The 19,877-nt window shown below is 60.7% G+C and carries 18 protein-coding genes and 1 pseudogene; 8 read left to right on the top strand and 11 right to left on the bottom strand.

Translation table 11 applies throughout. The features are described 5' to 3' along the window. Positions 1 to 75: 75 nt before the first annotated feature. Positions 76 to 780, bottom strand: coding sequence for a methyl-accepting chemotaxis protein (locus AB4N43_RS13330; protein ID WP_460154210.1), 705 nt, complete (start codon positions 778 to 780; stop codon positions 76 to 78). Positions 781 to 981: 201 nt separating this feature from the next. Continuing rightward, positions 982 to 1,866, bottom strand: a pseudogene (locus AB4N43_RS13325) (cache domain-containing protein); the annotation flags it as partial. 600 nt (positions 1,867 to 2,466) lie between these two features. On the opposite strand from AB4N43_RS13325, the gene AB4N43_RS13320 reads away from it, so the two are divergent. Next, positions 2,467 to 3,360, top strand: coding sequence for a PA4780 family RIO1-like protein kinase (locus AB4N43_RS13320; protein ID WP_027921861.1), 894 nt, complete (start codon positions 2,467 to 2,469; stop codon positions 3,358 to 3,360). Positions 3,361 to 3,576: 216 nt separating this feature from the next. Continuing rightward, positions 3,577 to 4,794, top strand: coding sequence for an MFS transporter (locus AB4N43_RS13315; RefSeq protein WP_460154137.1), 1,218 nt, complete (start codon positions 3,577 to 3,579; stop codon positions 4,792 to 4,794). On the opposite strand, the gene cueR is transcribed toward AB4N43_RS13315, so the two are convergent. The 3 genes from cueR to AB4N43_RS13300 all read right to left on the bottom strand — a co-directional run bounded on the left by cueR (position 4,748) and on the right by AB4N43_RS13300 (position 8,073). After that, the gene (cueR, locus tag AB4N43_RS13310) at positions 4,748 to 5,161 is read right to left on the bottom strand and encodes a Cu(I)-responsive transcriptional regulator (protein ID WP_027921859.1); all 414 of its coding nucleotides are present in this window, start codon (positions 5,159 to 5,161) and stop codon (positions 4,748 to 4,750) included. The two genes, AB4N43_RS13315 and cueR, sit on opposite strands and share 47 nt — an antisense overlap. Next, positions 5,161 to 7,551 carry a heavy metal translocating P-type ATPase gene (locus AB4N43_RS13305; protein WP_460154136.1) on the bottom strand — a complete coding sequence of 797 codons (2,391 nt, stop codon included), beginning with the start codon at positions 7,549 to 7,551 and terminating at the stop codon, positions 5,161 to 5,163. The genes cueR and AB4N43_RS13305 overlap by 1 nt, the downstream gene beginning before the upstream one ends. A 138-nt stretch (positions 7,552 to 7,689) precedes the next feature. Further along, positions 7,690 to 8,073 (bottom strand): hypothetical protein, encoded by a 384-nt coding sequence (locus AB4N43_RS13300; RefSeq protein WP_027921857.1) that lies wholly within the window; start codon positions 8,071 to 8,073, stop codon positions 7,690 to 7,692. Positions 8,074 to 8,220: 147 nt separating this feature from the next. Between AB4N43_RS13300 and AB4N43_RS13295 the strand changes: the two genes are divergently transcribed. Together AB4N43_RS13295 and AB4N43_RS13290 are read left to right on the top strand one after the other, a co-directional pair. Continuing rightward, positions 8,221 to 8,418 carry a cation transporter gene (locus AB4N43_RS13295; protein WP_027921856.1) on the top strand — a complete coding sequence of 66 codons (198 nt, stop codon included), beginning with the start codon at positions 8,221 to 8,223 and terminating at the stop codon, positions 8,416 to 8,418. 133 nt (positions 8,419 to 8,551) lie between these two features. Then, positions 8,552 to 9,748: a multidrug effflux MFS transporter gene (locus AB4N43_RS13290; protein ID WP_460154135.1), complete on the top strand. Its 1,197-nt coding sequence runs from the start codon at positions 8,552 to 8,554 to the stop codon at positions 9,746 to 9,748. An 8-nt stretch (positions 9,749 to 9,756) separates the two neighbouring features. Here the strand turns inward: AB4N43_RS13290 and AB4N43_RS13285 are convergent, their stop codons facing one another. The 3 genes from AB4N43_RS13285 to AB4N43_RS13275 form a co-directional block, all read right to left on the bottom strand. Beyond that, positions 9,757 to 9,930 carry a hypothetical protein gene (locus AB4N43_RS13285; RefSeq protein ID WP_172825920.1) on the bottom strand — a complete coding sequence of 58 codons (174 nt, stop codon included), beginning with the start codon at positions 9,928 to 9,930 and terminating at the stop codon, positions 9,757 to 9,759. A gap of 150 nt (positions 9,931 to 10,080) precedes the next feature. Then, on the bottom strand, positions 10,081 to 11,094 hold the full coding sequence (locus tag AB4N43_RS13280) for a zinc-binding alcohol dehydrogenase family protein (protein WP_059181683.1): 1,014 nt from the start codon (positions 11,092 to 11,094) through the stop codon (positions 10,081 to 10,083). A gap of 78 nt (positions 11,095 to 11,172) precedes the next feature. Then, on the bottom strand, positions 11,173 to 11,466 hold the full coding sequence (locus AB4N43_RS13275) for a putative quinol monooxygenase (protein WP_027921853.1): 294 nt from the start codon (positions 11,464 to 11,466) through the stop codon (positions 11,173 to 11,175). Positions 11,467 to 11,584: 118 nt separating this feature from the next. Between AB4N43_RS13275 and AB4N43_RS13270 the strand changes: the two genes are divergently transcribed. The 3 genes from AB4N43_RS13270 to AB4N43_RS13260 all read left to right on the top strand — a co-directional run bounded on the left by AB4N43_RS13270 (position 11,585) and on the right by AB4N43_RS13260 (position 15,085). Then, complete coding sequence (locus AB4N43_RS13270; RefSeq protein WP_027921852.1) at positions 11,585 to 12,514, top strand: LysR family transcriptional regulator; 930 nt, start codon at positions 11,585 to 11,587, stop codon at positions 12,512 to 12,514. 316 nt (positions 12,515 to 12,830) lie between these two features. Then, positions 12,831 to 13,565, top strand: a complete 735-nt coding sequence (locus tag AB4N43_RS13265; RefSeq protein ID WP_027921851.1) for an ArsR/SmtB family transcription factor — start codon at positions 12,831 to 12,833, stop codon at positions 13,563 to 13,565. Positions 13,566 to 13,702: 137 nt separating this feature from the next. Then, a complete protein-coding gene (locus AB4N43_RS13260; protein ID WP_460154134.1) occupies positions 13,703 to 15,085 on the top strand; it encodes an MFS transporter in 1,383 nt (460 codons plus the stop codon). 117 nt (positions 15,086 to 15,202) lie between these two features. Here AB4N43_RS13260 and AB4N43_RS13255 read toward each other — a convergent pair whose 3' ends face one another. The 3 genes from AB4N43_RS13255 to AB4N43_RS13245 form a co-directional block, all read right to left on the bottom strand. Next, complete coding sequence (locus tag AB4N43_RS13255) at positions 15,203 to 16,156, bottom strand: adenosine deaminase (protein ID WP_460154133.1); 954 nt, start codon at positions 16,154 to 16,156, stop codon at positions 15,203 to 15,205. 82 nt (positions 16,157 to 16,238) lie between these two features. Continuing rightward, positions 16,239 to 17,204 carry a 2-oxoglutarate and iron-dependent oxygenase domain-containing protein gene (locus AB4N43_RS13250; protein WP_460154132.1) on the bottom strand — a complete coding sequence of 322 codons (966 nt, stop codon included), beginning with the start codon at positions 17,202 to 17,204 and terminating at the stop codon, positions 16,239 to 16,241. A gap of 141 nt (positions 17,205 to 17,345) precedes the next feature. Continuing rightward, on the bottom strand, positions 17,346 to 18,428 hold the full coding sequence (locus AB4N43_RS13245; protein ID WP_027921847.1) for a BMP family ABC transporter substrate-binding protein: 1,083 nt from the start codon (positions 18,426 to 18,428) through the stop codon (positions 17,346 to 17,348). 298 nt (positions 18,429 to 18,726) lie between these two features. Here AB4N43_RS13245 and AB4N43_RS13240 point away from each other — a divergent pair, with 298 nt between their 5' ends. Next, the gene (locus AB4N43_RS13240; RefSeq protein WP_027921846.1) at positions 18,727 to 19,815 is read left to right on the top strand and encodes a calcium:cation antiporter; all 1,089 of its coding nucleotides are present in this window, start codon (positions 18,727 to 18,729) and stop codon (positions 19,813 to 19,815) included. Positions 19,816 to 19,877: the final 62 nt, after the last annotated feature.

Below are 19,877 nucleotides of genomic sequence, written 5' to 3'. Positions count from 1 at the left end.
CAACATTGATGTTGACTGACATGGCCTCATCGCGAGCAGGCTCACTCCTACAGTGGATGTGTGGTGTTCTTGAGATCAGGTTTTGAAGCGTCGAACCAACCCGTCCAGTTCATTCGAAAGCCCGGCCAGGCTCTGGGAATCCAGACGCGCCGAGTTCGCCAGTTCCGCGACCAATTGCGCGTCGCCATGGATCTGGCTGATGTGCCGGTTGATGTCTTCGGCCACGTGATGCTGCTCTTCGGCCGCGGTGGCGATCTGCGTGTTCATGTCGCGGATTACGTCCACCGACTCGCGAATCAACCCGAAGCTGTTGCGCGCTTCGCCGATGCGGCTCACCGACTGCTGCGACACTTCCAGGCTCGCATGCATCTGTTGAGTCACCTGGCTGGTGCGCTTGGCGAGGTTGCCGAGCAGACCGTCGATCTCTGCCGTGGAATCCGCCGTGCGCTTGGCCAGCGCCCGCACTTCGTCAGCCACCACCGCAAACCCGCGACCTTGCTCGCCGGCACGGGCCGCTTCAATGGCCGCGTTCAGCGCGAGCAGGTTGGTCTGCTCGGCGATCGAGCGAATGGTCCCCAGGATCGACTGGATATCGTTGCTGTCGCGCTCGAGTTGCTGCATCGACTGTGCCGACTGTTCGATTTCCTGGCTCAAGCGATCAACGCTGCTTACTGCCGCATCAATTTGCTGCTGGCCTTCGCGCGCCTGGCGCTGGCCACTGTCGGCAGAGTCCGCCGCCTGACTGCAAGAGCGCGCGACTTCGTTGGCGGTGGCGACCATTTCGTGGAACGCCGTGGACACCATGTCCACCGCTTCACGCTGACGCCCGGCGGCTTCGGCCATGTCGTTGGAGACCTGGGTCGAGCTTTTCGAGGTCGCGAGAATCTTGGTCGCGGCGCCGCCGATGCTTTGGATCAGGTTACGAATCGCGGTCAGGAACTGGTTGAACCAATTGGCCAGTTGCGCGGTTTCGTCGCTGCCACGGATTTCCAGGTTCTTGGTCAGGTCGCCTTCGCCTTGCGCGATGCCTTCCAGGCCGCTTGCCACGCTGCGGATCGGCCGCACGATGACACTGGCAAAACTGGCGCCGAGGATGGCGAAGAACACGGCCAGCACGGCGGCGATGATTGCGATCAGCCAGGTCAGTTGGGTGGCCGAGCTCATCACGTCGTTTTGTTTGATCAGGCCGATGAAGGTCCAGCCCAGTTGCTCCGACGGCCAGACGTTGGCCATGTAGCGTTCGCCATTGAGCTCGACTTCCACCAGACCTTTGCCGGCCTTGGCCAGTTGTGCGTAACCCTCGCCGAGGCTGCTCAGTGGCTTGAAGTTGTGCTCCGGTTGTTTCGGGTCCACCAGGACCATGCCGGTGTTTTCCAGCAACATCAGGTAGCCGGTTTCACCGAGCTTGATCTGTTTGACGATTTCGGTGAGCTGCTTGAGCGTCACGTCGATGCTGACCACGCCGCCGTTGCTGCCCAACTTGTTGTCGATGGTGCGCACGGTGCTGACGTAAGTCGCGTCGTCCTGTGCCCAATAGTAGGCCTCGGTGCGAAACGGCTTGCCCGGTTTGGCCTGGGCTGCTTTGTACCAGGGGCGCTGGCGCGGGTCGTAGTTGTTCAGCTTCGCATCGTCCGGCCACGACACATAACCACCGGCCGCGGTGCCGAGAATGGCGTAGGCGTAGGACGGGTGACTGTTGCCCAGGTCCTGCAGGAGGCCGAAGACTTTTTTGTCCATCTCGCCTTGCGGAATGCTCTCGGCGTTGGCGCTCATGTAGGTCTTGAGGCTGTCGTCGGAGTTCTTGATCAGCGGTTGTTTGGCCAGGTAATCGACGTTCTGGCTGATGCCGTCGAAAAACAGTTGCATGGCGTTGCTGACCTGACGAATTTCGCGGCCGCTGCCATCGACGAAACTCTCTTTGGCATCGCTGCGCAGGTTCATCACAACGAGGGTGGCGACCAGCACCACGGGCAAGCAGGCGATGATTGCAAACGCCCAGGTCAACTTCTGTTTGATGTTCATCCGCGCTCCAGATTTTCTTGTAGGCCCACGCAGTGCAGATGACTCGCGGAATATTGGCAGCCGAAAACGTTGTTGTTCATCTCGGGTCCGTGAGTGCGCCGTCGTTTTCTGTAGGAAAGATTGTCGGACAAATACCTTTGTCACTGAGGACTTCGGCTGCTGGCGGGGGAAATTGAGGCCTGTTTGGAAAAATCCTACGAAGGGTACGAATCTGGATGTCAGCTTCTGTCGTAAATGCCCTAAAAACCATTCGCTTACGTGTGTCATCGGCTCAGCTATGATCTACGGCGGTCATTGACGACCGGCGGCGAATGAGCAATTAATCCGGCACATTGTGTGCATCACGACGTTCATAGGTCGGCAACCCCTCCCCCGAACGAGTGGATTGCCGTATAACGAATGACTTTCGCGTGTTTGGTAATAAAGGACCCACAATAAAAGCTGATGAAGACTCCAAAACGCATTGAACCCCTGATCGAGGACGGTCTGGTCGACGAGGTGCTGCGCCCACTCATGAGTGGTAAAGAAGCAGCTGTTTATGTGGTGCGCTGCGGCAACGAGTTACGTTGCGCGAAGGTCTACAAGGAGGCGAATAAACGCAGTTTCCGTCAGGCGGCCGAGTACCAGGAAGGCCGCAAGGTACGCAACAGCCGTCAGGCTCGTGCCATGGCCAAGGGCTCCAAGTTCGGCAAGAAAGAAACCGAAGACGCCTGGCAAAACGCCGAAGTGGCGGCCCTGTTCCGTCTGGCCGGTGCCGGTGTGCGGGTGCCCAAGCCGTATGACTTCCTCGAAGGCGTACTGCTCATGGAACTGGTGGCCGATGAATACGGCGATGCCGCGCCGCGTCTGAACGACGTGGTGCTGGAACCGGACCAGGCCCGTGAATATCACGCGTTCCTGATTTCACAGATCGTGCTGATGCTGTGTACCGGTCTGGTGCACGGTGACCTGTCCGAGTTCAATGTGCTGTTGACCCCGGACGGCCCGGTGATCATCGACTTGCCTCAGGCGGTGGATGCGGCGGGCAACAACCACGCGTTCAACATGCTGGAACGGGACGTGGGCAACATGGCGTCCTACTTCGGGCGGTTTGCACCGGAGTTGAAAAAGACCAAGTACGCCAAGGAAATGTGGGCGTTGTACGAAGCCGGCACCTTGCACCCGGCCAGTATCTTGACCGGCGAGTTCGACGAGCCGGAAGAGTTGGCCGACGTTGGCGGGATCATGCGTGAAATCGAGGCTGCGCGGCTGGACGAAGAGCGTAAGCAAGCGATCCGCGCTGCTGACGACGCGCCCCCGAGCAAAGCCGAAGAACCGCCTCCGCCCTGGATGCAGTGATGGGCTAAACAAAAACCCGGCTTCGGCCGGGTTTTTTGTAGAGGCTTTATTTGTGGAACCGCGGCGTCTGCATCGCGGGCAAGCCACGCTCCCACAGGTTAGATGTCGATCACAGATCCGTGGTCTGCACATAACCTGTGGGAGCGTGGCTTGCCCGCGATGGCGTCAGACCAGACAATCCACAACAGCCAGACCCTCCACACTCAAGGATTGAATGTGAACACCTCCACCCGCAACGCCCGACTGATCATCGCCGCCCGTCTGGTTTCGGACTTTGGCGCTTTCCTCAACATGGTCGCCCTGGCCACTTACGTTTACCTGCTCAGCAACAGCGCCATAAGTGTCGGCATTTTCCTCGCCAGCCGTGTCGGCGGAGGGATTTTCGCCAGTCTGATCGGCACCCCGTTCTATCGCCGCTGGGGCGGGCGCATGCCGTTGATCGCCTTCGACCTGTTGCGTGCAGGATTGCTCGGGTTGTTGCTGGTGCTGCCGGTGAGTCAACAGGCGCTGCTGCTCCCCGTTATCGCGTTCGGCCTGGGTTTGGGCAACTCGATGTTTGCCATCGGCCTGAACAGTCAGCTGCCGCATTTGATCGATGGCGTACACCTGCTCAAGACCAATGCCTGGATCACCTCCGCATCGTCGGCCGCGATGGTCGGCGGCAGTCTGGTGGCGGGGCTTTTGGTGGCGACGTTTGGGTTTGAAACGGTGTTTGCGCTGAACGTGGTGACGTACCTGTTGGCCGCGTTGTTCATATTGCCGCTGCGATTTTCCATCCCGGCAGCCAGTGATGAGTCGTCCCGCAAGGGCGGTGAATGGGCGGCCCTGCGCCAAGGGTTGCACAGCGCACCGGTCGTGGCCGCGATGCTCGCGGTCACCATGGCCGACACCCTTGGCAGTGCCGCGCACAACGTGGGTTTGCCAATAGTTTCCAAACTGCTGACCCCCGAATCAGCCAGCACCACGCTGGGCTTGGCGCTGGCGGTCTGGGCGTGCGGAAAGTTGATCGGCGCTCGAATCGCCAGTCGCCTGAAAGGCTCGGACAACATCAATCTGGAGCGGCGATTTTTCTTCGGGGTGTTGCTGATGTCCTGCGGCTTCATCCTGATGTTTCAGCAGCAGACCCTGTTCGGTTTGCTGTTGTTCTCGTTGCCGGCGGGATTGGGTGACGGCTTCTCGGAAGTCGGCTTGATGTCCCGTTTGCAACGCGAACCGGACGCTCTGCGTTTGCCGATTTTCAGTTTGTTAACCCTGCTGCAAATGACCGGGTTCGGCGTCGGCATGTTGATCGCCGCACCGTTCTATTCATGGTGGACGCCGGGTGCGGTGGTGTTGCTGTTCCACGGCATTCCCCTCACCACGTTGCTGGTGGTGAAGGGCCTGGCGATCAGGGGCGCACAGGTTCGGCGCAGCAGCCCGACGCCAGGTTCTTGAGGATCGGGCAGTCGGGGCGATGGTCGCCCTGGCAATGCTCGACCAAGTCTTGCAAGGTGTCGCGCAACTGGCCGAGTTCGCGGATCTTCTGGTTCAGCTCGTCGATGTGCTGACGGGCCAAGGCCTTCACGTCGGCGCTGGCGCGTTGGCGGTCCTGCCAGAGGGTCAGCAGCTTGCCGACCTCTTCCAGTGAAAACCCCAGGTCCCGGGAGCGCTTGATGAACGCCAGCGTGTGCAGGTCGTCGTCGCCATAAACCCGGTAGCCGCTGTCGGTGCGATGGGCAGCCTTGAGCAGTCCGATGGACTCGTAGTAACGGATCATCTTTGCGCTCAGGCCGCTTTGACGGGCTGCTTGACCGATGTTCATCAATTGTCCTCCAGGTCCTTGGGCTTCCAGGTTTTCAACAGTAACGCATTGCTCACCACGCTGACGCTCGACAACGCCATGGCCGCCCCGGCCAGCACCGGGTTGAGGAAACCGAACGCCGCCAGCGGAATGCCGATCAGGTTATAGACGAACGCCCAGAACAGGTTCTGCCGGATCTTCGCGTAGGTCTTGCGGCTGATCTCCAGCGCCGCCGGCACCAGCCGTGGATCGCCACGCATCAGCGTGATCCCGGCCGCGTGCATGGCCACGTCGGTGCCGCCACCCATGGCGATGCCGATGTCCGCCGCAGCCAGCGCCGGGGCGTCGTTGATGCCATCGCCGACCATCGCCACCACACCGGTTTTTTTAAGTGTGGCGACGGTGGCGGCTTTGTCGGCGGGCAGCACTTCGGCGTGGACATCGGTGATGCCCAGTGCCTCGGCGACGACTTTGGCACTGCCACGGTTGTCGCCGGTCAGCAGGTGACTGCTGATGTGCCGCGCGCTGAGTTGTTGCACGGCTTGCAGGGCACCGGGTTTGAGAGTGTCGCCAAAAGCAAAGAGGCCGAGCACTTTCGATTCAGGGCTTTGTTCGATCAGCCAGGACAGGGTTCGGCCTTCGGTTTCCCAGGCGGTTGCCGAGTCCGCCAATGAACCCGCGTTTAAAGCACTTTCTTCCAATAGACGACGATTGCCCAGTGCCAGTCGACGCCCCTCAAGCGTGCCGGCGATGCCTCGCCCTGTCAGCGATTGACTGTCGCCGACATCCGCCACGGTCAAGCCGCGTTCGGTGCAAGCGTCCAGCACGGCCTTGGCCAGCGGGTGTTCGCTACCTCGTTGCAACGCACCGGCCATTTGCAGCAGGGCCGCTTCATTGCCGTCGATAGCCGTCAGATGGGCAATACGCGGTGCGCCCGAGGTCAGCGTGCCGGTCTTGTCGAATACCACCGCGCTGACTTCATGGGCGCGTTCCAGTGCTTCGGCGTCTTTGATCAGAATCCCGTGACGTGCCGCCACGCCAGTCCCGGCCATGATCGCTGTTGGCGTGGCCAGTCCGAGGGCACAGGGGCAGGCAATCACCAACACCGCGACGGCATTGATCAGGGCGGTTTCAATCGGCGCGCCGTACAGCCACCAGCCGATGAAGGTCGCCAGCGCGATCAACAGAACAGTAGGCACGAACACCTGGCTGACTTTATCCACCAGTTTCTGGATGGGTGCCTTGGCGGCCTGGGCGTCTTCGACCAGACGAATGATGCGCGCCAACACGGTTTCCGCGCCCAAGGCCTGGGTGCGCACCAACAATCGCCCTTCACCATTGATCGCGCCGCCGGTGACCTTGTCCCCCGGTTGCTTGGGTACCGGCAGGCTTTCGCCGCTGATCAGCGCTTCGTCGGCGTGGCTCTGGCCTTCGACCACTTCGCCGTCCACCGGGAAGCGTTCACCGGGTTTGACCATGACTAGGTCATTTAGGCGCAGGGCACTGATGGCGACGTCTTGTTCGCGTCCCTCGATCACTTGAATCGCCCGCTCCGGACGCAAGGCTTCGAGGGCGCGAATGGCGCTGGCGGTCTGGCGCTTGGCGCGGCTTTCCAGGTATTTGCCGAGCAGGACCAAGGCAATCACCACGGCCGAGGCTTCGAAATACAGGTGCGGCATGCGCCCGGCGGCGGTGGCCCATTCGTAAAGACTCAGGCCGTAACCCGCGCTGGTGCCGAGGGCGACCAGCAAATCCATGTTCCCGGCCCCGGCGCGCACGGCTTTCCAGGCCGCGACATAAAAACGTGCACCGAAGATGAATTGCACTGGCGTTGCCAGGGCGAATTGCGCCCACGCGGGAAGCATCCAGTGCACGCCGAACGGTTGCAGCAACATGGGCAGCACCAGCGGCAAGGCGAGGACGAGAGCCATGATCAACGCCCAGCGTTCACGGTGCAGGCGCTGTTGTTGAGTGTCGGTGGGCGGGTGTTCGACTTCCCAGACACTGGCGGCGTAACCGGCTTTGGTTACTGCCGCGATCAAGGTCTGTGGATCGATCTGGCCGAGCAGTTCGAGGTGGGCGCGTTCGTTGGCCAGGTTGACGCTGACGCTCTGGACCCCCGGCACCTTCGCCAGCGCACGTTCGACCCGGCCGACGCACGAGGCGCAGGTCATGCCGTCGATGCTCAGTTCCAGGCTGTGGCGGGGCACGCTGTAACCGGCCTGTTCAACAGCGGCCATCAACGCGGGCAAGCTGTCGCTGGGCGCCTGGACGCGGGCCTGTTCGGTGGCCAGGTTGACACTGACGGCGGTGGCGCCGATGACTTTGCTCAAGGCGCGTTCGACACGCCCGGCGCAACTGGCGCAGGTCATGCCGGCAATCGGCAGATCGAATGTGGTGGATTCGGACATCGGTCGAACTCCCTGTAGTAGATACCCACAGGATCAACCTTGCCATGCGGGCAAGGTCAAGCACCAATATTTATGCCTGCGCCGAACCCTGTGGGAGCGAGCAAGCTCGCTCCCACAGGGGCTTCACATTGGATTTGCTCAGTATTCGAGAGAAGCAGGCTTGAGGTACATCCCTTCCTGCGTCATCGCGATCCGGTACTTCAACACATCCCCCGCCTTGAGCGAGATGATCTGCGAACCCGGCGCGAGCATGCCCGGGTTGCAACCCGGCACCTGGCCCGGCAGCAGTTTAAGGCGCAGGGACACGGGGCCCGGTGGCAGGTTGAACGAGGTGCTTTGTTCCTGGAACAGTCGTGCGGACAGTTGGTCCTGGATGTACACACCGATTTCGCAGGAGGTCGCGACTTCCAGGCGCTCGCGGGAAATGATCAGTACGCCATAGTCCTCCCCGGCGGCTTGAACCGAAGGTGTCGCGGCAAAGAGGCTGAGCAAGCCAAACAGGCTGAGAGCTGACCAGCGCATGGCTGAATCTCCTGAAATCGAGTCATTGATGCACGCAGCTTGGCCGAGCACGACGCCGAATGCCAGCCCGGCAGATTGTTGAAGAACTTGACCTTGCCATGGTGGCAAGCTCGAGACTGTTCGCAACCTCAATAAAGGAGCCACACCATGCAAGTGTTCAACGTTCAGGGCATGTCTTGCGGTCACTGTGTCAAAGCCATTACCCAGGCCTTGCAAGCCAAGGATCCGGCGGCCAGCGTGCGGGTCGATCTGGCGGCCAAGGAAGTCGGGGTTGAGAGCGCGCTGACGGTTGAGCAGGTAATCGCCGCGATCACCGAAGAAGGCTACGACGCCAAAGTCGCCTGACCCAACGCACTCCTACAGGGAATCTACATTCATTCAGCGGGTTTTTAATAGTTAGCGAGCTATCGGAATGTTCAAGGCGTTCATGCGCGGCTAGACTGTGGGGCCTGCCGACCCATGCTCAACTGGATGCCTGATGAATTTCCGTACCATTTTGATTCTTGGCGCCCTGACCGCTTTCGGTCCGCTGGCGATCGACTTCTATCTGCCCGCCTTCCCGGCAATGGCCCTGGCCTTCGGCACCGATGAAAAACACGTTCAACTGACCTTGGCGGCGTACTTCCTCGGTTTGTCGATTGGTCAACTGGCCTACGGCCCGGTGGCCGATCGTTTTGGACGGCGTATCCCGTTGCTGGCCGGGGTCGGTCTGTTCACCCTCGCTTCGCTGGCCTGCGCTTATGCGCCGAACCTCGAATGGCTGATCGGCGCGCGTTTTGTCCAGGCGTTGGGCGGTTGTGCGGGGATGGTGATTTCCCGTGCGGTGGTCAGCGATAAATGCGACGCCGTGGGGTCGGCGAAAGTTTATTCGCAACTGATGCTGGTCATGGGGCTGGCACCGATTCTCGCGCCGATGCTCGGCGGCTTGCTGGTCAACACCACGGGTTGGCAGTCGATCTTCCTGGTATTGTCCGGTTTCAGTGCCCTGGCTGCCTTGGCCGTGGCACTCGGGTTGCCGGAAAGTTTGCCCGCGCATATGCCGCGCCAGCCGCTGACGGGGGCTTTGCGGCAGTACGGTCGCCTGTTGTCCGACCGGGTCTATCTCGGTCACGCCCTGACGGGTGGCATCGCCATTGCCGGGATGTTTTCCTACATCGCCGGATCACCGTTCGTGTTCATCAAACTCTATGGCATACCGGCCGAGCATTTCGGCTGGCTGTTCGGCACGAACGCGGCGGGGTTTATTCTGGTGGCGCAAGTCAATGCGCGATTGCTGGCCAAGCGGGGGCCGGCGTTCCTGCTGGCGCGTGCCGTGTGGGTTTACCTGATCGCCGGCCTGGCGCTGCTCGCCGTCAGTGCGCTGCACCCTGAGCACCTGTGGCCGTTGCTGATCCCGCTGTTTATTTGCATCTCCAGCCTCGGTTGCATCCTGCCCAATGCGTCGGCGTGCGCCATGAACGGGCAGGGCGCCCGTGCTGGCAGTGCGTCGGCATTGCTTGGGTGCCTGCAGTTCACCGTCGCGGCCGGTGCGGCTGCGCTTGTGGGTGTTTTACACGATGGCAGCGCCGTGCCGATGGCGATGGTCATCAGCCTGTGCGGACTGTTGGTGGTGAGCGCTGCAATGCTCACCCGTCGTTTGCAAAATGCCCGGGCGCTGGCGCAAGCCCAGGTCTGAGGCAGGGCTCAGCCAGCAGCGCGCTGCTGTTGGCGACCGGGAATCTGGTGGGGGGCGTACAGGCGGGCTTCGAGGGTTCGGGTAAAGGCCAGTGCTTCGGCTTCACTGCGAAAGGTCACGGCATGCTGGTCCAGACGGACTTGCCACTGAGATTTAGCCACTTCTTTTATCAGGATCTTCATTGCTGATCTCTCCTCTCGTAAAAGTTGCTACGTAAAGATTGTGCCGCAGAGATTTCGATTGTAGACCCGAATACGATCGCTATTGTGACAGACGTCAACCTTCGGACTGACGGTGTCGCTCATTGCTGAGCGACACTGTTTCATCATGTTTCAGAAGCCTTCCAGCACAATCTTGCCCTTGGCTTTGCCGCTCTCCAGAAGCGCATGTGCCCGGCGCAGGTTGGCCGCATTGATGGTGCCGAAGTGCTCGCCGACCGTGGTTTTCAACGTGCCAGCGTCGATCAGCCCGGCAACGCGGTTGAGCAGTTTGTGCTGCTCGATCATGTCCGCGGTTTCGAACAGCGAGCGCGTGTACATGAACTCCCAGTGCAGCGACAGGCTCTTGCGTTTGAGCTTGGTCACGTCCAGTGACTTGGGGTCATCGATCAGCGCCAGTTTGCCTTGCGGCGCCAGCGCCTCGACCAGTTGGTCCAGATGCTGATCGGTCTGGGTCAGGCTGGCGACATGGGTCACGGCGTCCACGCCGGCACGCTTGAGTTCGTCGCTCAGCGGTTGGCTGTGATCGATTACCAGGTCTGCCCCCAATTCACGAACCCAGTCTTGGGTGTCCGGACGAGAGGCGGTGCCAATGACCTTAAGCCCGGTGAGCTGGTTGGCCAATTGCGTGAGGATCGAACCCACGCCACCGGCCGCGCCAACGATCAGCAGACTCTGGCCTTCATCGGTGTTGCCTTCGCGAACTTGCAGGCGCTCAAAGAGCAATTCCCAGGCGGTGATGGCGGTCAGCGGCAGTGCGGCGGCTTCGGCGAAACCGAGGGTTTTCGGCATGTGGCCGACGATCCGCTCATCCACCACATGGCGTTCGCTGTTGCCACCGGCACGCGCAATGGAGCCCGCGTAAAAAACCTTGTCGCCGACCTTGAACAAGGTCACGTCGCTGCCGACGGCCGTGACCACACCGGCCACGTCCCAACCGAGCACCTTGGCTGCGCCTTCTTCAGGCTGGACGTTCTGGCGGACCTTGGTGTCCACCGGGTTGACCGAGATGGCTTTGACCTCCACCAACAGATCGCGCGGACCGGCAACCGGTTCTGGCAGCTCGATGTCTTGCAGGGAGTGCTCGTCGCTGATCGGCAGCGAATTGTAGTAGGCAATGGCTTTCATCTAAGGAGCTCCGAAAGGTAATAAAAGAAGGGGTAGGCCTGATGCCAGCTGCTACAAAGTGCGCGTCGGCGGGAGGGGTCAGGCCACGGTACGCAGGCGCTTGAGGTCGAAGTGTTCGAGGAAGTCGCCGGCCTTGGCCCGGAAATTCTGGATATGGGCGCTGGCGTCATGCGCTTGCAGGGCTTCGTCGCTGCTCCACTGTTCGATCATGTAAAAGGCCAAGGGATTGGCGAGGTCCTGGTGCAGATCGTATTGGCCGCAACCGGCCTCGGCGCGGGTCGGTTCCAGCAGGGCGCGCAGGTGCTGTTCGAGAGCGTCTTGCTGGCCGGCTTTGGCGATGAGGGTGGCAATGGCGGTAAATGGCTGGGACATGAACGACTCCGGGAGCGTGATGAATTCGATTGCACAGATGATTGGCTATTTCGCCGCAAGATAAAACCCGCTAAAAGAGCAGTCTCTTTCAATATTTTTTTGATAATCGAGGCTGAAAATGCTGCGTTTCGATGACTTGCAGCTGTTCGTTCGCGCTGCCGATCTGGGAAGCCTGTCGGCGGCGGCGCGGGTGATGGACATGTCCGCGGCGGTGGCCAGCGCGGCGTTGAAGCGCATCGAGCAACAACTCGGTGCCCGCTTGCTCGCACGTTCCACCCGCAGCCTGCGCCTGACGGCCGAAGGCGAGGGCTTTCTGGAATATGCCCGGGCGGCCCTGAGCAACCTGGATGAAGGGCGCCGTTTGCTGGCCAGTGGTCAGGACCAGGTCAGCGGGATTCTGCAACTGTCCGCCCCGTCGGACTTTGGCCGCAACCTGTTATTGCCGTGGCTGGACGAGTTTCAGCGCGAGCATCCGAAACTGACCGTGCGGTTGTTGCTGGGTGATCGCATTGCCGACTTGTTCCGGCAACCGGTCGACATCGCCCTGCGTTATGGCGAGCCGGAAGACTCGAGCCTGGTGGCGCTGCCCATCGCCCCGCAGAACCGCCGCGTCCTGTGTGCCGCGCCGGATTACCTGGCCAGACATGGCGAACCCCGGCAGCTGGAGCAATTGGCCCAGCACAATTGTTTATTGTTCATGCTCGGCAGTCGGGTCCACGATCACTGGAGTTTCCATGACGGCAAACGCGAGGTCGGCCTGACGGTCAGCGGTGATCGTTTCAGTGACGATGCTGATGTGGTGCGTCTGTGGGCGGTGGCCGGCGCCGGGATCGCTTACAAGTCCTGGCTCGATGTCGCCGCCGATGTGCTCGCCGGGCGGTTGAAAGTGTTGATGCCGGAACTGCTCTGTGAGCGCGCACCGCTGAATTTGCTGTGCGCCCATCGCGCACAATTGAGTAAGCCTGTGAACCTGTTGCGGGAAATGCTTGCCAGCCGATGTGCTGATTTGGGCAGACAATTCCCGACGATATCGGGCAACGATCAATAGTCGCAGGCAAATAGAGAAATTTCTGTCAGCAACTATCAGCACCCACGGTTTCCCAAGGGCAGGAACCGGCGGTTAACCCGCTTATACTAGCGCCCGCCTCATGTACGCACCGTCGTTCTCGCGATGGCGAGTCCGCGTTACAGTCGGCTGGCACTCCGTTCAAGTACCCGACCTTTGCCCTGGCTGCGAAGAAATGGCTCGGGTGAGCGGGGGACTTTGCCCGGCTAATGGCGGTTTCCGCGTCTTGGCCGACGACACATTACTGGTCAAGATGTCTCTGAGCAGCAGACGAAACGATTCAACAGGGAGTGAATACATGGAACATGCACCTTGCATCAGCCAGATCGCCACGTTACTGGCTGACCCAAAGCGCAGCGCAATGATGTGGGCCTTGATGGACGGCGCGGCGCGGCATACCGAAGAGCTGGCGTTGTTGGCCGGCCTGTCACCCTCTTCGGCCAGCGCGCACTTGGGGCGATTGTCCGCAGGCGGTCTGTTGAAAGTTGACGTTCGCGGGCGAAAGCGTTTTTTCCGCCTGGCTGCCCCCGAAGTCGGCGCGGCCATCGAGGCATTGGCCAGCGCCACGCTGGCCAGTACGCCACGGGAAGTCCCGGATGTTTTCAAGCGTCCCAATCCCGTCGCCAAACCTCAGGCGGCGCCATCTTCACTGCTGCGGGCGAGACTGTGCGACGACCATTTGGGCGGCACCCTGGCCGCCGACCTTTACCAGCGATTGCTGGATGCAGGCTGGATCGAACAGATCGATCAGCGGGTCATGATTACCCATAAAGGCTCGACGCAACTGGCGACACGCGGCGTGTTCATCCAGGCACTGGCCCATCGCAACAGTCGAGTGGCCTGCGCCTGCCCGGACTGGAGCGAAAGACGCCCGCACATGGGCGGTTCACTGGGGGCGGCGTTGTTGCAGCTGTTCATGCAATCGGGCTGGTTGAGCCTGCCCAACGAGTCCCGCGCCTTGCAGATCACCGCTGCGGGGCAGCGTGAAATCCATCGTTTCGCCAAGGAAACCGAACTGGAAATGGCGCTTTAGAGCGTCCTGATGTCGACGTCTGCCGGCATCGTGTTCAGGCGTCGTTCAGAGCTGTGGACAGGTCGCATCCAGCAATAGCCGCCAGACACTATCGCGCACACTCGATCCAGGGACTTTCGGATGAGGGGGGATGTGGCATGGAAACACGTGGCTTCAGCGCGGCAGAACGATTGGAACGTCTGCCCATCAGCGGTTATCACCGGATCATTTTCATCATCATTGCCCTGGCGTTTTTCTTCGACTCCATGGACCTGGCAATGATGACCTTTCTGCTCGGCTCGATCAAAACCGAGTTCGGCCTGAGTTCGGCGCAGGCCGGGCTGCTGGCCAGTTCGAGTTTCTTCGGCATGGTGCTGGGCGCCTCACTGTCGGGCATGCTGGCCGATCGCTTTGGTCGCAAGCCGGTGTTCCAGTGGAGCATCGTGCTGTGGGGCATCGCCAGTTACCTGTGTTCTACGGCGCAGAGCGTTGAAGCGCTGACCTTGTTCAGAATCCTCCTGGGCATCGGCATGGGCATGGAGTTTCCGATTGCCCAGTCGATGTTGTCCGAGCTGATCCCGGCCAAACGGCGTGGGCGCTACATCGCGTTGATGGACGGTTTCTGGCCACTGGGTTTTGTCGCGGCCGGGGTGCTGTCCTATTTTCTGTTGCCGGTGATTGGCTGGCGGGACATCTTCCTGGTTCTGGCGGTGCCGGCGGTGTTTGTGCTGGCGATCCGCTTTTTCATTCCCGAGTCGCCACGCTGGCTGGAACAGGCCGGGCATCATGCGGCGGCCGACACGGTGCTGCGACGCATCGAAGAGCGTGTGCGTGTGTCGCTGGGACGTGGGGACTTACCTGAGCCGGTTCGGCTGCCGCACGTGGCGACTACGCCAGGCAACTTCTTTTCCGCGTTGCAACAGATCTGGTCGCCGCAGTATCGCCAGCGCACGATGATGATCTGGAGCGTCTGGTTCTTTGCCTTGCTGGGTTTCTACGGCCTCACGTCCTGGCTCAGTGCCTTGCTGCAGCAGTCGGGTTTTGCCGTGACCCAGTCGGTGTATTACACGGTGCTGATTTCCCTCGGCGGGATTCCCGGCTTCCTCATGGCCGCCTGGCTGGTGGAGCGTTGGGGGCGTAAGCCGGTGTGCGTGGTGACCTTGCTCGGCGGCGGGGTGATGGCGTTTCTCTACGGGCAAAGCGCAGTGTTTGGCGGCAATGTCAGCCTGTTGATCGCGTCGGGGCTGTTGATGCAGTTCTTCCTGTTCGGCATGTGGGCGGTGCTCTACACCTACACGCCGGAGTTGTACCCCACGTCGGCACGCGCTACGGGCTCGGGGTTTGCCTCGGCGATTGGTCGGGTGGGCTCGTTGCTCGGTCCATTGGTGACGGGGTTGGTGTTTCCGGTGACCGGGCAGGGCGGGGTCTTCGCGTTGGGGGCGATGTGTTTTGCGATTGCGGCGGGGGTGGTGTGGGTGTTCGGGATGGAGACGCGAGGGAAGACGCTGGAGGAGTTGACGGAAGCAGTGGTCGTCAATTAATCACAATCCCTGTGGGAGTGAGCTTGCTCGCGATGGCGGCCTTACATTCAACAATGATGTTGGGTGTGATGGCGTCATCGCGAGCAAGCTCGCTCCCACATGTGATCTTCAGCAGCCTTACGGTTTTACCAACCGGGCATCCAGGCTGTTCTGCGCCAGGCGCTTGGCCTGATCCTGGGTCATGCCCAGGTCGGTGTACAGCGCGTGGAAGTTCTCGGTCACGTAGCCGCCGAAGTACGCCGGGTCATCGGAGTTCACCGTCACTTTCACGCCACGCTCGAGCATGTCGAGAATGTTGTGCTGGGACATGTGATCGAACACCTTGAGCTTGGTGTTGGACAACGGGCACACGGTCAGCGGGATCTGCTCGTCGATGATCCGCTGCATCAAGCGCTCGTCTTCGATGGCGCGCACGCCATGGTCGATGCGCTGGATTTTCAGCAGGTCGAGGGCTTCCCAGATGTACTCGGGCGGGCCTTCTTCACCGGCGTGGGCCACGGTCAGGAAGCCTTCGTGACGGGCACGGTCGAACACGCGCTGGAACTTGCTCGGCGGGTGTCCCCTCTCGGAACTGTCCAGGCCCACGGCGATAAACGCATCGCGGAACGGTAGCGCCTGGTCGAGGGTTTTCTGCGCCTCGTCTTCGCTCAAGTGGCGCAGGAAGCTCAGGATCAGACCGCTGGTGATGCCCAGTTGCTGCTCGCCATCCTTGAGCGCAGCGGCGATGCCGTTGAGCACCACTTCGAACGGTACGCCCCGGTCGGTGTGGGTTTGCGGGTCGAAGAACGGTTCGGTGTGAATCACGTTCTGCGCCTTGCAACGCAACAGGTACGCCCAGGTCAGGTCGTAGAAATCCTGCGAGGTGCGCAACACGTCGGCGCCCTGGTAATACAGGTCGAGAAACTCTTGCAGGTTGTTGAAGGCGTACGCTTTGCGCAGGGTGTCGACGTCGCTCCACGGCAGGGCGATCTTGTTGCGTTCGGCCAGGGCGAACAGCAGCTCAGGCTCCAGCGAGCCTTCGAGGTGCAAATGCAGTTCTGCCTTGGGCAGGGCGTTCAGCCAGTCGTACATGGTCTTTTCTCATCAGGTGCAGATGGCGAGCATTCTACAGATGCTCGTAGAAACATTTAGCAAAACCTGACCAGCCGGTTGATCACACCGCTTCCGGTTCCCGTCGATAGGCGTAGGTATCGGCGAAACGCGAGAGCAGGAATTCGGCGCAGGTGGTGGCCGGGTATTTCGCCGGGTGCATGTCATCCTGACAACCGGGCAGGCATTGGATGCGCGTGTCGGGGTGCGGCTCGGCGAAGAATGGCATCGAATAACGGTCCACGCCCAACGGGCTGAGCACCCGATGCGGCGTCGACAGGTAACGGTCGTTGCTCCAGCGCGCCATCATGTCGCCGAGGTTGACCACGAACGTACCCTCAATCGGTGGCGCGTCGATCCATTCGCCTTTCACGTTGCGCACTTGCAAGCCACCGGCGGCGTCCTGATAGAGCAGGGTGATGCAACCGTAATCGGTGTGAGCGCCGGCGCCTTGTTGTTCGGCGGAACTGGCGGTGTGGCGGGGCGGGTAATGGATCATTCGCAACACGCTGACCGGCTCGTTGAAACGGCTGTCGAAAAAATCCCGCTCGATGCCCAGGGCCAGCGTCATCGCACGCAACAGGGTTTGGGCGAGGGCCTGCATGTCGACGTAGTGTTGCTCCATCAGCGCTTCCCACCCAGGCAGCAACGGATGACGGTTAGGCCCGCGCAAAGGTTTTTCCGCCAGGACTTCGGGGTGATCGGCCGGCAGGTGCAGGCCCATGTCGAAGGTTTCCTTGAGGTCGCTGGGCTTGCTCGGGTCGAGTTGTTCGGTGGCGATGGCGCCGTAGCCGCGGTGATGGCGGGTTTGGGTGATGTCGATTTTCAGCTTTTCGGCAGTGGGTTGGGCGAAAAAGTGTTGGGCGTGGTCGAGTACGGCGGCGATGCGTTGCGCGGAAATCGGGTGGCCCTTGATGTAGAAGAAACCCCATTCGCGGCAGGCGTGGTCGATCTCGGTAGCGACGGCTGTCCACGCATTTTGGTCATCGCTGTAGAGCGGGGCGATGTCGATGATAGGAAGACGGTTCATGCAATTGTCCTGAGGAATACGCAGTCTGAAAAACACCGGAGTACCCCTGTGGGAGCGAGCTTGCTCGCGATGAGGCTGACTGATAGTCCGCTATCGCGAGCAAGCTCGCTCCCACAGGTACGGTGGTGTGGCTGAAATGGATTACTTCGGAATCTCGGCCTTCATGCCTTCAACGTAGTAGTTCATCGACGCCAGCTGGGCATTGCTCGCCGTCGCCCCCGCTGCAATTTTCTCTACGCCGGCCTGATCCTTGATCGGCCCGGTGAACGGGTGCAGCGCACCGCTCTTGATGTTGGCAATGATCTGCTCGGCTTCGGCTTTCACCGGTGCCGGCACCAGGTCACTGATCGGCAGTTCAACGGTGCCTTCCTTCAATCCACCCCAGTAATCCTGGGATTTCCAGTCGTGGTCGAGCACGCTTTGGGTCGCCTGAATGTAGTGCGGACCCCAGTCGTTGACGATGGATGTCAGCACCGCTTTCGGCCCGAAGTGCGCCATGTCCGAAGCGTAGCCGACGGCATACACACCGCGACGTTCAGCCGCCTGGATCGGCGCCGGGCTGTCGGTGTGCTGGAACACCACGTCCACGCCCTGGTCGATCAGCGCGTTGGCGGCGTCGGCTTCCTTGCCTGGGTCGAACCACGAGTTGACCCACACCACTTTGATCTCGGTGCCGGGGTTGTACTTGTTCAGGGCCAGTTGAATGGCGTTGATGTCGCGGATCACTTCCGGGATCGGGAAGGAGGCGACATAGCCGATCTTCTTGGTCTTGGTCATCTTCGCCGCGAGGAACCCGCCGACGTAGCGCCCTTCATAGGTGCGCGCGAGGTAGGTGCCGAGGTTCTTGTCCTGCTTGTAGCCGGTGGCGTGCTCGAAGGTGACCTTGGGAAATTGTTTGGCGACTTTGAGCGTCGGGTTCATGTAGCCGAAGGAGGTGGTGAAGATCAGGTCGTAGTTGTCCTTGGCCATGTTGCGGATTACCCGCTCGGCGTCGGCGCCTTCCGCGACGTTCTCCACGTAATTGGTGGTGATCTGCGAGCCGAATTTTTCAGCCAGCACCTTGCGCCCCTGTTCATGCTGATACGTCCAGCCGTGGTCACCGATCGGACCGATATAGACGAAGCCGACTTTCAGCGGGTCGGCGGCACTGGCGGTCAGGCTGGCGCTCAGACCGATGGCGGCGGCGACGGCGCAAAGCAGCTTCTTCAGCGGACGTTTATGCATGAATTCCAACTCCATTTTGTTTTGTGGTTGGAAGGGGTAATGCAAATTGCTGACCAACAGGACAACAAACGACGTGAGACCGTGTCGAGGCCATCACGAGCAGGCTCACTCCTACAGGGGAACGCATTCCAATGTAGGAGTGAGCCTGCTCGCAATGCGGCCCTTGAGGCCGATAAAAGTGCACGCCCTGAACCTGCTGCCATCCACTGGTGCGCTAAGGTGTAACGAAACGTTAGCGCTTCACCGCAGTCAGTAGCTCATCACTCTGCTTTCGCTTCACTGCGCAAAAAGGCCCGCAATGTTCACACACCTCAAGCAAGAAGCATTTCTGCTGCTGGCCATGTTCGCCGCCGTCGTCGCGTACCCGCTGGAGCACTGGATGCTCCACAGCGGCCAACCGGTTGCGCTGGCCGCCGGGCTGGTGTTGATTGCGTTCATCGTCGCCGCCTCCATGCGCGTCGCCCATCACGCCGAGCTGTTGGCGGAAAAAGTTGGCGACCCCTACGGCACGATGATCCTGACGCTGGCGGCGGTGCTGGTGGAAGTGGTGATCCTGGCGATCATGATGAGCAACGAAGCCTCGTCCACTCTGGTGCGCGACACGATTTACTCGGCCGTCATGCTCGACATTAACGGCATCCTCGGCCTCGCCGCATTAATGGGCGGGCTCAAGCACGGCGAGCAGTCCTACAACGATGATTCGGCGCGCAGCTACAGCGTGATGATCCTCACGGCCATGGGCGTGTCGATGGTGGTGCCGGAGTTTATTCCCGCGGCCAACTGGAAGATTTATTCGGGCTTCACCATCGGTGCCATGGTCGTGCTGTATGCGTTGTTCCTGCGGATGCAGGTCGGGCCGCACAGTTACTTTTTCAGCTACAGCTACCCTGAAAAACGCCGGCGCAAAGTCCCGGAAGAAGAAGCCGAACCGGTCAATGTGGCGCTGAGTATCGGCACGTTGGTGTTTGGTGTGGTGGTGATCGGCGCACTGGCCGAGGTGATGTCCAAGACCCTCGATCTGGGGCTGGAAGGGACGGGCGCTCCGCCGGTGATTACGGCGATTCTGGTCGCGGCCATTTCGGCGGCACCGGAGATTCTGACGGCGTTGCGCGCGGCGTTGGCCAATCGGATGCAGTCGGTGGTCAACATCGCGATGGGGGCGTCGCTATCGACGGTGATCCTGACCGTGCCGGTGATGGAAGCGATGGCGCTGTATACCGGCCAGCCATTTCAGATGGCGATGACGCCGGTGCAGACGGTGATGATCTTCCTGACGTTGATCGTCAGTGCGATCAACCTCAACGATGGCGAAACCAACGCCATCGAAGGGATGACCCACTTTGTGCTGTTCGCGACATTCATCATGTTGTCGCTGCTCGGTCTCTGAAACCACCACAAATCTCCTTTAGGAGTGAGCCTGCTCGTGATAGCGGCGTATCAGTCGACACT

This window comes from Pseudomonas sp. S2_B07 (assembly GCF_054668435.1).
This window is presented reverse-complemented; position numbering and strand designations above follow the sequence as displayed.

Coding starts and splice junctions, on each gene's coding strand:
- AB4N43_RS13245 (WP_027921847.1), bottom strand. CDS start 18,428: ATGCATAAACGTCCGCTGAAGAAGCTGCTTTGCGCCGTCGCCGCCGCC.
- AB4N43_RS13305 (WP_460154136.1), bottom strand. CDS start 7,551: ATGTCCGAATCCACCACATTCGATCTGCCGATTGCCGGCATGACCTGC.
- AB4N43_RS13260 (WP_460154134.1), top strand. CDS start 13,703: ATGGAAACACGTGGCTTCAGCGCGGCAGAACGATTGGAACGTCTGCCC.
- AB4N43_RS13255 (WP_460154133.1), bottom strand. CDS start 16,156: ATGTACGACTGGCTGAACGCCCTGCCCAAGGCAGAACTGCATTTGCAC.
- AB4N43_RS13285 (WP_172825920.1), bottom strand. CDS start 9,930: ATGAAGATCCTGATAAAAGAAGTGGCTAAATCTCAGTGGCAAGTCCGT.
- AB4N43_RS13250 (WP_460154132.1), bottom strand. CDS start 17,204: ATGAACCGTCTTCCTATCATCGACATCGCCCCGCTCTACAGCGATGAC.
- AB4N43_RS13295 (WP_027921856.1), top strand. CDS start 8,221: ATGCAAGTGTTCAACGTTCAGGGCATGTCTTGCGGTCACTGTGTCAAA.
- cueR (WP_027921859.1), bottom strand. CDS start 5,161: ATGAACATCGGTCAAGCAGCCCGTCAAAGCGGCCTGAGCGCAAAGATG.
- AB4N43_RS13240 (WP_027921846.1), top strand. CDS start 18,727: ATGTTCACACACCTCAAGCAAGAAGCATTTCTGCTGCTGGCCATGTTC.
- AB4N43_RS13330 (WP_460154210.1), bottom strand. CDS start 780: ATGGTCGCCACCGCCAACGAAGTCGCGCGCTCTTGCAGTCAGGCGGCG.
- AB4N43_RS13290 (WP_460154135.1), top strand. CDS start 8,552: ATGAATTTCCGTACCATTTTGATTCTTGGCGCCCTGACCGCTTTCGGT.
- AB4N43_RS13320 (WP_027921861.1), top strand. CDS start 2,467: ATGAAGACTCCAAAACGCATTGAACCCCTGATCGAGGACGGTCTGGTC.
- AB4N43_RS13270 (WP_027921852.1), top strand. CDS start 11,585: ATGCTGCGTTTCGATGACTTGCAGCTGTTCGTTCGCGCTGCCGATCTG.
- AB4N43_RS13275 (WP_027921853.1), bottom strand. CDS start 11,466: ATGTCCCAGCCATTTACCGCCATTGCCACCCTCATCGCCAAAGCCGGC.
- AB4N43_RS13265 (WP_027921851.1), top strand. CDS start 12,831: ATGGAACATGCACCTTGCATCAGCCAGATCGCCACGTTACTGGCTGAC.
- AB4N43_RS13300 (WP_027921857.1), bottom strand. CDS start 8,073: ATGCGCTGGTCAGCTCTCAGCCTGTTTGGCTTGCTCAGCCTCTTTGCC.
- AB4N43_RS13280 (WP_059181683.1), bottom strand. CDS start 11,094: ATGAAAGCCATTGCCTACTACAATTCGCTGCCGATCAGCGACGAGCAC.